The organism is Bacteroides sp. 14(A) (genome assembly GCF_000526555.1).
Taxonomy (GTDB): Bacteria; Bacteroidota; Bacteroidia; order Bacteroidales; family Bacteroidaceae; genus Bacteroides; species Bacteroides cellulosilyticus.
Window position 1 is genome coordinate 103,319 of the sequence record NZ_JAGH01000004.1, and the last position, 13,031, is coordinate 116,349.

Below are 13,031 nucleotides of genomic sequence, written 5' to 3' on the forward strand. Positions count from 1 at the left end.
ATCGTTCTTGTTTTTAGTGTTAAAAGCCTGATTACAAAGGAATATTACCATGCTTCTTAGCTGGGTTGGACAATTTCTTAGTCTGCAACTGTTGCAAAGCGCGGATAATGCGGAAACGTGTGTTACGCGGTTCAATCACATCATCGATGTAACCATACTTAGCTGCATTGTAAGGATTAGCAAACAGCTTGGTGTATTCAGCTTCTTTTTCTGCCAGGAATTGAGCAGGATTTTCCTGTTCCTTAGCTTCGCGGGCATACAATACCTCAACGGCACCGGCACCACCCATTACGGCGATTTCAGCAGTAGGCCATGCGTAGTTCATGTCACCGCGGAGTTGCTTACAGCTCATTACGATGTGTGAACCACCGTAAGACTTACGCAATGTTACTGTTACCTTAGGTACAGTAGCCTCACCGTAAGCATACAGCAACTTAGCGCCATGCAGAATTACACCATTGTATTCCTGGCCTGTTCCCGGAAGGAATCCCGGAACGTCTACCAATGAAACGATAGGAATATTGAAAGCATCGCAGAAACGAACGAAGCGGCCACCCTTACGAGATGCGTTGCTATCGAGCACACCTGCCAGATACTTCGGCTGGTTGGCAACGATACCTACGGACTGTCCGTTGAAACGTGCGAAACCAATAATGATATTCTTTGAGTAATCTTTCTGAACTTCGAGGAACTCACCGTTGTCAACAATAGCAGCAATTACTTCGTACATATCATACGGCTTGTTCGGGCTATCGGGGATGATTTCATTCAGAGAATCTTCCAGACGGTCGATAGGATCGGTGCAATCTACGTAAGGAGCTTCTTCCAGGTTGTTCTGGGGAATGTAGCTCAACAGCTTACGCAACAAAGCCAAACCTTCTTCTTCAGTCTTGGCAGTGAAGTGAGTTACACCTGATTTGGTAGAGTGAACACTTGCGCCACCCAGATTTTCCTGAGTTACGTCTTCACCTGTTACAGTCTTAACTACCTTCGGACCGGTAAGGAACATATAAGAAGTACCTTCCATCATCAACGTGAAGTCAGTCAGTGCAGGAGAGTAAACAGCACCACCGGCACAAGGACCGAAGATACCTGATATCTGCGGGATAACACCTGATGCCAGGATATTGCGCTGGAAGATTTCAGCATAACCAGCCAAAGCGTTGATACCTTCCTGGATACGTGCACCACCCGAGTCGTTGATACCGATACAAGGAGCACCCATTTTCATAGCCTGATCCATAATCTTACAGATCTTCAGAGACATCGTTTCAGACAAAGAACCGGCAGAAACTGTAAAGTCCTGTGCGAACAGATAAACCAAACGACCGTCGATAGTACCACAACCGGTCACAACACCATCACCGGGATAGTGTTTCTTTTCCATACCGAAGTTGGTACATCTGTGCTCTACAAACATATCCATTTCTTCGAAACTACCTTCGTCGAGAAGCATGGCTATGCGCTCACGAGCTGTATATTTACCTTTCTCATGCTGTTTGGCAATCGCTTTTTCACCACCACCCAGACGTGCAGCTGCGCGGCGATCTATAAGCTCTTTAATCTTTTCAAGTTGATTACTCATTTTATTAAATATAATGGGTTAATACTATTTTTTATTGTGAATTATGAATTACAAATGACGAACTGCCTGTAAAATAAGTAATTCGTCATTCCTAAATTCGTAATTAAAGCATATTATTCCGGCTTTTCGCAAAGTTCTGTCAATACGCCCAATGTTGATTTCGGGTGTAAGAAAGCAATGTTCAGACCTTCAGCACCTTTGCGCGGAGCCTTGTCGATTAAGCGAACGCCTGCAGCTTCTACTTCAGCTAATGCGTTTGCTACACCATCTTCGATAGCAAATGCCACGTGATGAACGCCTGCACCTTTGTTTTCGATGAACTTAGCAATAGTACTTTCGGGAGAGGTCGGTTCGAGAAGTTCGATTTTAGTGTCACCAACTTTCAGGAAAGCGGTTTTTACTTTCTGGTCTTCTACAGTTTCGATGTTGTAGCACTTCAGACCTAATACGTTCTCGTAATACGGCAGGGCTTCTTCAATGCTCTTAACAGCAATGCCCAGATGCTCAATGTGTGAAATCTTCATAACTATATTTATTAATGTTGGTATAATGTCTTAATCAAAGGCATAAAACAGCACAAAGAAAGAGATTTCTTCCTTAATAGAGAAATTTTTCGTCAATTAATTATTGGATATTTGAAGTTTAGAAAGGTTTTTTTAGACTTCTGTTCAGAAGTCGAGCAACAGGCGGACGTTAATCTGACGAGATGTCAGGTAATTGGGTACTGCAAACTGATTATTTCGGGTATCTGTCACCCAATAATAGGAGTTGACGTTGCTGATATTTAGCAAATTGAAAATATCCACCCCCAACCAAAGGCTGCGGATACCACGCTGATTTTCGCGTTCACTGCGGTCGATAATACAGCGGGACATACCTATATCCACACGTCGGTAAGGGGATGTACGGAACACGGCAGCCTCGCGTCCGCTATGTGGAGGGCCGAAGGGAAGACCTCCGGCAAGTGTACCTTTCAGGTTCATTTTCCACTTGCGGCTACCGGGAAAATAATCCGTAAAATAGAGCGAAAGACGGTAGCGCTGATCGGTGGGACGGGGGAGCCATTGTCCGTTTATTTTCTCTTCGGTTTTCATCAGAGAGAAGCTCAGCCAAGAGTCTGTTCCGGGAACAAATTCACCGAACAGTTTCATGTCGATACCGGTGGCGTAACCTTTGGAAAGGTTGCGTCCGTAATAACTAATCCGTACATTATCTATATTATAAGGTATGAGATTGCTCAATGCTTTGTAATACACTTCCATGGAGAAGCGGAACGGGCGGTCCATGGCACGGAAATTATAGTCGCCACCTGCCACGAAGTGCAGGGAGCGTTGCGAACGGATGTCACGGTTCAGAGATACGGTAGCTATCCCGTCCACCTGGGTGGTATCCCGGAATTCTTTATAGAATGGTGCCTGGTAATAGACTCCGGCAGCTACTCTCAGGGTGAATTTCTCATTGAATGCCGGAATCAGAGCCAGGGAGGCACGCGGGCTGAAAATGAATTCTTTGTTCCAGTCCCAGTAACTGCCTCGTATGCCGGCAGTCAGGGTGAATAGTCCGGCGGTGGAGCGGAAGCGGTATGTATCTTGCAGGTAAAATCCGTATCGTTTGCTGTCCGTTTCGTTGCGCGAACGGAGGGTGTAGAAGAGTTCTGGTCCTTCGGAAGTTTGTGGCATGGAGTATCCGGCAGAGTCGCGCATTTCCCATTCGCGCATCCGGTCTTTGATGCGCTCCCGTTTGAACTCCGCACCCCATTGCAGGGAGTGGCTTTTCAGTCGGTGGCGGCCTGTGATGGAATAACTTTGTACTTCTGCGGTAAGGTAATTGCGGGCATGTTCCATGTAAGTTCCCACGCCGATGGTTTCGGAAGTTTCCTCTTCGTTGGTAGTGCCGTCTACTTGCGTTCCGCTGTCCAGGGAGTTCAGCCAGTATTGCCCGGTGATGTCGTACGTTTCCTGTTCTTTCGTGTGGAAGGCGGAGGCTTGCAGGGTCAGACTGTTCTGTTCATTCAGTCGGTAGGTGGCGTAGGCGGTTCCGAACAGGGTGCGGAATAAATCTTTCTCCTGTCCTTCAAAATAGACTTTAAACTCACGTACATTGCTGAGAGTGCCGAAGCGGGTGTAGCGGTCTTCCGGCTGGAAGTTATAGCGGTTTTCTGAAATATTTCCGATGACACCTATTTCCCAACGCTTCGAAGGTGTCCAGTTCAGATAAGTCTGATAGTCGATATAACGCGGGTCGTATTCTCCTTTTGTATCCAGCGTGCCGAGCAGATATTGGTTGGTTTTATAACGGATGCCGTTTGTCCAGGTTAGCTTCTTGGTGGCAATTCCTACGTATGCCGAGGCTCCCAACAGGCTGACGGAGGCACTTCCTTCCAATCGTTCGGGTTTCTTGTAAGTGATGTCCAGCACGGATGACATCTTGTCCCCGTACTTGGCTTCATAGCCTCCCGTGGAGAAGCCGACGGATTGCACCATATCGGGATTGATGAAACTCAATCCTTCCTGTTGCCCGGAACGGATCAGCAAGGGACGGTATATTTCAATGCCGTTGACGTACACCATGTTCTCGTCGAAACTACCGCCGCGTACGTTGTATTGCGAGCTGAGCTCATTGTTGCTACTCACTCCGGCCTGCGTGGCTATCACGGCTTCTATGCTTCCGCCCGAAGCGTCGGGGGCCAGGCGGTTTTGTTTGGTTTCTATCTGTTGGATGGTTCCGGTTTGCCGGCGGCGCTCTGTTACGCTTACTTCGCCCAGTTCAAAGTTCATCGGGGGTAAGGTTATGTTCAGACTGATATTTCCCTGCGGGCGTACTAATTTTCGTTTGCGGGTTTGGTACCCCAGCATGGAGAAGATGACCGTTACGCTGTCCCGGCTTTCGAATTTCAGTGAATATCTCCCTTTCAGGTTGCTGACTGTGCCTATAGCCGTCCCTTCCAATCGTATTGTTGCCAATTCAATCGGATTGCCATTTTCATCCGTAACCGTTCCGCCTATCTTGACTGTTTTTTGGGCAAGGGCGGGAGTGGAGAATAGTATTATAAGAGCTGTCAGTAACCAAAAATGTCTCATACCTTTTCTATAACGGAGAAACTTCCCGAAACGTATATCAGGAGGTAAAAAAGAGCTTTTAACTTTGCTTCTTTATTTTTTATAGGTTCGTGTCACATATGTTACAACTCCAATCCGTGTTTCGTGCTATCTTTGCAGAAAAAATAGATTATGGAACAATTACATGCTCATGAAGTCCTTCACATGATGGAAGGCAACAGTTATTCGGAATCATCATTAAAAGAGGCAATCATCCAGAAATTCGGTGAGCATCAACATTTCTATACTTGCTCGGCAGAAGATATGGATGCGGATAAATTGATAGAGTTTCTGAAAGCGAAAGGTAAGTTTATGCCTGCTGACGATGGATTTACGGTGGATATAACGAAGGTTTGCAGTCATTGATGCTGATAACTTTAGTTCACAGTGGTATGAAATAGGTACGCGGATAAAGCGGACCTGTTTCATTATTACACCAGAAAGGACGGAAACCAGTCAACTTTCCCTCAAAATGGAAAAAATAGAATCCGTCTCTCTTTTTGTAAAATAATGGAAAAATCTTATATTCTCTGCTTACAGGAAGTTAAGAGTTTGTGAACAAGAAGTTAACTCCTTGTCGACAAACTTTTAACTTCTTGCTGACAGAAAACGGAATTCTTATACTTTTCTGATAATCAATAATTAAGCATCGACTTTGAAGTGCCGTTTTGTAATTATAGTTGCCCATGTATTTTGCATGCCCCTTCCACTTTGCATGTCTTTTTACTTTACGCTTCTTTCTGCTTTACATACTCTTTAACTAGCTCTTACATAGTACTTTCTTTAGCTTCGGATGCTTTACTTTTGTGTGCCTACAGATGTGGTTTATGTGCTTCACAATTGTGAGTGTGCTGCTTCACTAATGTGAAGCTCCTGAACCACATATGTGGACATACCGAAATATCGTTTGTCAGTGGAAGAAATATAGGTTGTAAACAGAAGAAACATAGGCGGTTAGTGAAAGAAATGTAGGCCGGTTGACGCAAGATTGTGATGTACTGAACGGATAAAGGCGTATACCAAGTAAAAAAATGGCATACCCTCCATACTTTTCCTCATAAAACGGCATGAAAATAGCTGGTTACCAAACAGCCATTTTAAGCATCTTACATGATGTATTTGACAGATTATAAGCGATATATATTCATTTTACTTGGTGCAAGCAAATTTGCCTACACTTTATTTCTATTTGCTGCCACCACCGCTCTAACCCCGATGAACAAGGAGATACAAGACATGAGTGCAAGCGTGTAGGGAAAGGTGTGAATAAACTTTTTGTAACGGGGCTTTATGTATGCAACAAAAAAGATTTGAATACACATCTACAATAAAACAATTTGTACCTTTGTAGCCGAATACAATATTGAAACTATGGGAATTGTAATAGGAATAGACGTTGGCGGAAGTACTACAAAAATTGTTGGAATCAACGGAGAACAGATACAGTCACCGATGTTTATCACTGCGACTGATCCGGTTACTTCTTTGTTCGGGGCTTTCGGGAAGTATATTTATGATAATGGTATTCAGCTTTCGGATATAGAGCAAGTGATGCTGACAGGTGTGGGTAGTGCATTTGTAGATAGTCCGTTGTATGGTTTACCCACGGATAAGGTCGATGAGTTTATAGCCAATGGGTTGGGTGCACGTCATGCCACGGATATTGACCAGCTGATCGTGGTAAGCATGGGAACGGGCACTTCTTTCGTAAGAATCAACGGAGAAAAGATAGATCATATTGGTGGTATGGCAATTGGTGGAGGTACTTTGCAGGGACTTTCCCGCTTGTTGCTGAAGACGCATGATTTCAGGCAGATTGCAGCAATTGCCGAGAAAGGCGACATTACCCGTGTAAACTTGCAGATTGGAGATATTTGCAATCGTCCTTTGCCGGATCTTCCGGTGCATGCTACTGCTTCGCTGTTCGGAAAAGCGGATAGTAACGCTTCGCAGGAAGATATTGCAAAAGGGATTATTTATATGGTGCTGCAAACGATAGGTGGTGCAGCTGTGTTGTCTGCGCTGAATGGTCCTATCAAAGATTTCGTCTTGATTGGTAATCTTACTAAATTTCCGCAGTGCCAGGAGGTTTTTCCGAATATGGAAAAGATATATGGGGTGCACTTCCATATTCCACCCTATGCGGAGTATAGGACGGCGATAGGGGCGGCACTGGCATATTTATCTAAGCATTAGCAGCCACTTCCATACAGGGATCACTTCTATTCTTGAATGATTATCCATTTGCAGCACACTTTCCTCATCGAAAGTGATAACGAGAAACCGTTTGCAAGGCAATACCTTGGACAGTTTTATTAATGCATCCGTTTCCCGTTCCCTGGTTTCCAAGTCTTTTATACTATATGATACCTGTATGGCCCATTCTTTTTCCGGAATATAGAAATCGACTTCTATCCCTTTATTATAAAAGAATACGGCATCTTCTTTCCCGAATTGGCGAATCAGGCTGATTGCTACCAGATTTTCAAGCAAAGATGTATTTCCGTCTATCAGGAATAAATTGAGTATTCCATTATCTGTGAAATAATATTTGCTGTTGCTTTCTTTTTCAGCCAGTTTAGCGGCAATATTATTGATGCGTTGAAGAAGCCAGGCCGACTCTGCATATTCAACGTATTTTATGGCAGAAGTTGTGCTGAGTTTGCTGCCCGTAGTGGATACTATATTGGCTATACGGTTGAAAGATATAGGTTGTTTTATGCTTTCCGCCAGTTTTTTAATCATAATCTTCAGCCCGAAAGTGTTCGTTATGGCATTTCTGGCAGCGATATCTCCTAAATATATCTTTTGATATACGCTGGTGAGATAGTTCCTTTTTGCTGCAAGAAGTGCACCTTCGGGGAAACCGCCATTATGGAAGTAGTCAATAAAACGGTTCATTACGGCAGCTCTGGATTCTGTACCCAATAGAGACAGCTCGTCATAAGCCGTGTGGTGGACTTCCAGAAATTCCGGGAAACTGTAAGGATATACATTGATTGTAATATACCTGCCTCCTAATGTCGTTTGTATGTCACTACTAAGCATTTTGGCATTGCTTCCGGTGATGTATACCTTATATTTTTCATCCGCTAAGCGTCGGGCAAACTTTTCCCAGCCTTCTATATTTTGTATTTCGTCGAGGAAAAGTATAGGCCTCTTTCCATACATTTCGAGGTGAGCTTCAATGATGAGGTTGAGCTCGGAAACTTGCAATCCGTCTAAGCGTTCATCTTCGAAGTTGATATATAGCATACTGTCCCATCCAACGCCTTCAGTGAGTAATTGCTGGATGCGTTGATAGATCAAGAAAGATTTTCCGGCGCGCCTGATGCCTATAAGTACATAATTACCGAAATCTTCAAAATGAAAGTCTCTCTTGAAGACCTCGTAACGCTGAACCTCTTTCTGATTGTCCAGCATGACTGATTTTAATAGTTGCTTATCCATACTGTTTAATCTGCTGGATAAAAAGCAAGGTGGTTTATCCAATCTTTTGGATGAAACGGTGGTGTTTTTATCCAATCGTTTGGACAAAGATACTTAAAATCCTTTTAGGAAGCAATAAAGCAGTCTAAAGTTTATGCTTATGTTTCAGAAAAATACGGTGAAAAGCTTGACTTCGGCTTTTGTATGTAGTATATTTGTATCCGTAATCTTAACTCATATTCAATTTTAAATTAGCATAAGAGGAGGAGCATTGCTTCTCTTCATTTCTGTATCCTCCCTTTTCATGCTTCCTGAATACCACACTCCAAATACTCCCGATGCCACACCTCAGTTTCCCGAATGCCACACCTCGGCAGGTGAAATGCCACAGGTTTCACCCACTAACATGTGGCATTTGGAGGATTAAAGTGTGGCATTTGTCTTGTTTACATGTGGCAAATGCATCGTCTGTTTGTGGCAAGCGCATCATCTGTTCCGTAAGTGTGCCAGCAATGCAGTCGGCTATCTAAATTCGCTTAGAGGAGTTAATAATATGTAAATCTGCTCTTGACAACAATTCGGTTTTCAAGTTCGCAACGGTTCCTCTTCCAACAGCCATTTCCAAACAGGAATCACATGAATAGAGACACCGCTTTCGTGAGTAATAATCCGTTCTTCATCCCGTGTGATAATACACATATTATCCATTGGAAAAACACGGTTTAGCTTGATGAGGCCTTCCACTTCTCGCCGACAGGTTGTTTCATCCATCAGAGAGTAGCTGACTTGAATAGCCGTTTTTGCTTCCGGTATGATGAAATCCACTTCTATGTTTTGGTTGTAGAAGTAGAGCTGGGCACCGTATCTCTTATATAAATGAATAGCGACGATGTTTTCTAAAAGAGAAGTATTGCCATCAAGCAAAAAGATACTCAGTAAGCCATTGTCTATAAAATAATGCTTCATGTTTGAATTGCGCTCGGCAAATTTGGCGGCATAATTCTCTATAGGGAATATGAGGCAGGATTCTTTTAAATAACGGATGAACTCGATGACGGTTGCTTTGCTTATTTTTATGCCAATAGAACTGATTAAGTTAGCCAATCGTGTATATGAAACAGGTTGCTTGACATTCTCGGCCAACCTTCGCACCAGTAATCCCAAAGCTTCTTCGTTTCGAACTTTGTTTCGCACAATTAAATCGCTGAAGAATATTTTACTGTAAATGTCATTCAGCCAGACTCTTTTAGCTATGACATCGGTTAATTCAGGAAAGCCCCCATACAGGAAGTAGTCATTGAAGGCCTTGCTTACTTCGGCAGCTTGTTTGCCATACATCCAGTTCTTGGATAAAATGATATCCCGGGCATTCAGATATTCAGCAAAGGAATAAGGATAGACATCTTTATTCCAGAAACGTCCCCCCAATGTAGTGGCAATTTCCCGGCTCAGCATTTTGGCATTGCTACCGGTGATGTAAATGTTATACTTCTGGTTTGCCAGGCGTCGGGCAAAGTGTTCCCAACCTTCGATATTCTGTATCTCATCAAAGAAAAGTAAAGGACGCAAATCAAACAGGCTATGATATGCTTGCAGGATTAGGTCTAAATCATCCGCTGTCATTTGTCGGAGGCGCTCATCGTCAAAATTGATATAAACAATTTCATTGATGTTATGCTCTTCGCGTAGTAGTTGCTGGATGCGCTGATAAAGTAAATAGGATTTTCCGGCTTGTCGGATACCTACGAATACGTAGTTCCCCTTCTGCTCAAAAAAGAACGGACGTTCTGTTAGAGAAATTTCATTCACGAACTCCTGACCCTCTATGATGATTCTGCGGATTACTTCTCTTTCTACCATAAGAACATGAATTATGTAAGAATTGATGGCAAATATAATACTTTTGTTTTGTATGCAGAACGAATTTTATGCTTTTTTGTTTCCTATACAAAACACCTTAGGCTATACTACCGATTGTTCTATACCGTTCGGATGTAAAAATACCTAGAAATTTCAGATGGAACTTTTTGCTCTTCAAGAAAATACTCCTATCTTTGCGCCCGAATTTATGAGCTAATATAATGTCTCACTCAATTAATTATTAAACAACTTATTTTATTTAATGGAAAACTTAAAAAATGTAGCGCCTGTTGAAGACTTCAACTGGGATGCTTATGAAAATGGCGAAACCTTCGGTGGTGCCAGCCACGAAGAGTTGGAAAAGGCTTACGACAGTACGCTTAACAAAGTTAACGACCGTGAGGTAGTTGACGGAACTGTAATCGCAATGAACAAACGTGAAGTTGTTGTGAACATCGGTTACAAATCAGACGGTATCATTCCTCTGAATGAATTCCGCTACAATCCTGACTTGAAGATCGGTGATACTGTAGAAGTATACATCGAAAACCAGGAAGACAAAAAAGGACAGTTGGTTCTGTCTCACCGTAAAGCTCGCGCTACTCGCTCTTGGGATCGTGTGAACGCTGCTTTGGAAAACGAAGAAATTATCAAGGGTTACATCAAGTGCCGCACAAAGGGTGGTATGATCGTAGACGTATTCGGTATCGAAGCTTTCTTGCCGGGTTCTCAGATCGACGTGAAACCTATCCGCGACTACGATGTATTCGTTGGCAAAACTATGGAATTCAAGGTTGTTAAGATCAACCAGGAATTCAAGAACGTGGTTGTTTCTCACAAGGCTCTTATCGAAGCTGAACTGGAACAACAGAAGAAAGAAATTATCGGTAAACTCGAAAAAGGACAAGTTCTTGAGGGTACCGTTAAGAATATCACATCTTATGGTGTATTCATCGACCTGGGTGGCGTAGACGGCTTGATTCACATCACTGACCTGTCTTGGGGCCGCGTAAGCGATCCGAAGGAAGTGGTTGAACTCGACCAGAAGCTCAACGTTGTTATCCTTGATTTCGACGATGAGAAGAAGCGTATCGCTCTCGGTCTGAAGCAACTCACTCCGCATCCTTGGGATGCTCTTAGCGCTGAACTGAAAGTGGGTGACAAGGTGAAGGGTAAAGTAGTGGTTATGGCTGACTACGGTGCATTCATCGAAATCGCTCCGGGCGTTGAAGGTTTGATCCACGTATCTGAAATGTCTTGGTCACAACACTTGCGTTCTGCACAAGACTTCATGAAGGTAGGTGACGAAGTGGAAGCAGTAGTTCTGACTCTGGACCGCGAAGAACGTAAGATGTCTTTGGGTATCAAACAACTGAAGCAAGATCCTTGGGAAACTATCGAAGAGAAGTATCCTGTAGGTTCTAAGCACACTGCTAAAGTTCGTAACTTCACTAACTTCGGTGTATTCGTTGAAATCGAAGAAGGTGTTGACGGCTTGATCCACATCTCTGACTTGTCTTGGACTAAGAAGGTTAAACATCCTTCTGAATTCACTCAGATCGGTGCAGACATCGAAGTTCAGGTACTGGAAATCGACAAAGAAAACCGTCGCTTGAGCCTTGGCCACAAGCAACTCGAAGAAAACCCCTGGGATGTATTCGAAACAGTATTCACTGTAGGTTCTGTACACGAAGGTACTATCATCGAAATGCTGGATAAGGGTGCTGTTGTTGCTCTGCCTTATGGCGTAGAAGGTTTCGCTACTCCGAAACACCTCGTTAAGGAAGATGGTTCTCAGGCTCAGATGGATGAGAAACTGTCATTCAAGGTTATCGAGTTCAACAAAGATGCTAAGCGTATCATCCTTTCTCACAGCCGTATCTTCGAAGATGCTGCAAAGGCAGAAGAAAGAGCTGAAAAGAAGGCTGCTGGTAAGAAGCCGGCTGGCAATAAGAGAGAAGACGCTCCGGCTATTCAAAACCAGGCTGCTTCTACTACTCTGGGCGACATCGACGCTCTGGCTGCTTTGAAAGAGCAAATGGAAGCTGGAAAGAAGTAATCACTTCTATAGATAGATAAAGACGAGAGGGCACTTACTTGAAAGTGTCCTCTCTTTTTTTTATATTTGGGTAGAATCTTGGGGAATAAAGTGTGCTTTTTTATTTTATGATTATCTTTGCAGAATAGTGGTTGAATGTGGTGGCTCTGAATCTACCGCGTTCTGAATGGTATAAATAATTAAATGTAGATTTACTATGCGAAACATTATTAAGAATTTGGGAAGCATTATGTTGCTGATCTGTTTGTCTCTCATCTTGCTGACCGGATGCAGTCGGAAGTCTCAACTGAAATTAGCAATAGAAATGGCTAATAAGCAGTGTCCTATGAGTATAGGAACGACAGGCGAAATATCGAGTATTACTTTTGATGGAACGGATGTGATATACAGTCTGTTGATGAATGAAGACTATCTGGACTTGGATGCCTTGGGGAAGAATACCGATGCAATGAAGTCTGCTGTAATGGTTATGTTCAAGAATCCGAAAGGGGAAATAAAGTCAATGCTGAAAATGGTGGTGGATACTAAATCCGGTATTAGATTAATATATAAAGGAAAGTCTACCGGCAAAGAAGTGGAATGTAGACTGGACACTGAAGAACTGAAACGCATCTTGAACCAGAAGGGAACGGAAAAAGAGAGTGAGCGGCAGAAGTTGGAAGAACTGGTGAATGTTACCAATGTGTCATGTCCGATGACGATAGATGAGGCTACCATTCTTAATAAGTTAACGATAGAGGCGGATAAAGTGGTATACAATTATACGATTGATGAAGAAAAAGTAGCAATGGCTGCTTTAAAGAGTAATGAGGAGCAGATGAAACAGAATATAAAGGGGGCTTTGAATGTATCCGAACCTTCCTTAAAAATGTTCCTGGAAGCATGTGTGAAGGATAATAAAGGGATAGCATACCGATATGTAGGTGATACCTCTGGTGAAAATATAGAATACCTTTTTACTGTTGTTGAACTAAAAGAGCTTCTGTCCAAATAAATAAGG

At 43.1% G+C, this 13,031-nt stretch carries 9 protein-coding genes; 4 read left to right on the forward strand and 5 right to left on the reverse strand.

The window, feature by feature from the left end; genetic code table 11:
- Window positions 1-31 precede the first annotated feature (31 nt).
- The 3 genes from K429_RS0119355 to K429_RS0119365 form a co-directional block, all read right to left on the reverse strand.
- On the reverse strand, window positions 32-1,585 hold the full coding sequence (locus tag K429_RS0119355; protein ID WP_007212903.1) for an acyl-CoA carboxylase subunit beta: 1,554 nt from the start codon (window positions 1,583-1,585) through the stop codon (window positions 32-34).
- 113 nt (window positions 1,586-1,698) lie between these two features.
- Window positions 1,699-2,109 (reverse strand): methylmalonyl-CoA epimerase, encoded by a 411-nt coding sequence (gene mce / locus K429_RS0119360; RefSeq protein WP_007212904.1) that lies wholly within the window; start codon window positions 2,107-2,109, stop codon window positions 1,699-1,701.
- Window positions 2,110-2,253: 144 nt separating this feature from the next.
- Window positions 2,254-4,665: a TonB-dependent receptor gene (locus K429_RS0119365; protein ID WP_029327751.1), complete on the reverse strand. Its 2,412-nt coding sequence runs from the start codon at window positions 4,663-4,665 to the stop codon at window positions 2,254-2,256.
- A gap of 150 nt (window positions 4,666-4,815) precedes the next feature.
- On the opposite strand from K429_RS0119365, the gene K429_RS0119370 reads away from it, so the two are divergent.
- Together K429_RS0119370 and coaW are read left to right on the forward strand one after the other, a co-directional pair.
- Window positions 4,816-5,049, forward strand: coding sequence for a YecH family metal-binding protein (locus K429_RS0119370; RefSeq protein WP_007212906.1), 234 nt, complete (start codon window positions 4,816-4,818; stop codon window positions 5,047-5,049).
- 1,005 nt (window positions 5,050-6,054) lie between these two features.
- Window positions 6,055-6,879 carry a type II pantothenate kinase gene (gene coaW, locus K429_RS0119375; RefSeq protein ID WP_029327752.1) on the forward strand — a complete coding sequence of 275 codons (825 nt, stop codon included), beginning with the start codon at window positions 6,055-6,057 and terminating at the stop codon, window positions 6,877-6,879.
- On the opposite strand, the gene K429_RS0119380 is transcribed toward coaW, so the two are convergent.
- Window positions 6,865-8,133 (reverse strand): ATP-binding protein, encoded by a 1,269-nt coding sequence (locus K429_RS0119380; protein ID WP_029327753.1) that lies wholly within the window; start codon window positions 8,131-8,133, stop codon window positions 6,865-6,867. The genes coaW and K429_RS0119380 overlap by 15 nt on opposite strands.
- Before the next feature lie 564 nt (window positions 8,134-8,697).
- Window positions 8,698-9,972: an ATP-binding protein gene (locus K429_RS0119385; protein ID WP_029327754.1), complete on the reverse strand. Its 1,275-nt coding sequence runs from the start codon at window positions 9,970-9,972 to the stop codon at window positions 8,698-8,700.
- 262 nt (window positions 9,973-10,234) lie between these two features.
- Here K429_RS0119385 and rpsA point away from each other — a divergent pair, with 262 nt between their 5' ends.
- Complete coding sequence (gene rpsA / locus K429_RS0119390; RefSeq protein WP_007212914.1) at window positions 10,235-12,031, forward strand: 30S ribosomal protein S1; 1,797 nt, start codon at window positions 10,235-10,237, stop codon at window positions 12,029-12,031.
- 196 nt (window positions 12,032-12,227) lie between these two features.
- A complete protein-coding gene (locus K429_RS0119395) occupies window positions 12,228-13,025 on the forward strand; it encodes a hypothetical protein (protein ID WP_029327755.1) in 798 nt (265 codons plus the stop codon).
- Window positions 13,026-13,031 lie beyond the last annotated feature (6 nt).

Bases quoted from the DNA above. Each gene is read 5' to 3' on its own strand.
- K429_RS0119380 (WP_029327753.1), bottom strand. From the start codon at position 8,133: ATGGATAAGCAACTATTAAAATCAGTCATGCTGGACAATCAGAAAGAG.
- K429_RS0119395 (WP_029327755.1), top strand. From the start codon at position 12,228: ATGCGAAACATTATTAAGAATTTGGGAAGCATTATGTTGCTGATCTGT.
- mce (WP_007212904.1), bottom strand. From the start codon at position 2,109: ATGAAGATTTCACACATTGAGCATCTGGGCATTGCTGTTAAGAGCATT.
- K429_RS0119365 (WP_029327751.1), bottom strand. From the start codon at position 4,665: ATGAGACATTTTTGGTTACTGACAGCTCTTATAATACTATTCTCCACT.
- K429_RS0119370 (WP_007212906.1), top strand. From the start codon at position 4,816: ATGGAACAATTACATGCTCATGAAGTCCTTCACATGATGGAAGGCAAC.
- rpsA (WP_007212914.1), top strand. From the start codon at position 10,235: ATGGAAAACTTAAAAAATGTAGCGCCTGTTGAAGACTTCAACTGGGAT.
- coaW (WP_029327752.1), top strand. From the start codon at position 6,055: ATGGGAATTGTAATAGGAATAGACGTTGGCGGAAGTACTACAAAAATT.
- K429_RS0119355 (WP_007212903.1), bottom strand. From the start codon at position 1,585: ATGAGTAATCAACTTGAAAAGATTAAAGAGCTTATAGATCGCCGCGCA.
- K429_RS0119385 (WP_029327754.1), bottom strand. From the start codon at position 9,972: ATGGTAGAAAGAGAAGTAATCCGCAGAATCATCATAGAGGGTCAGGAG.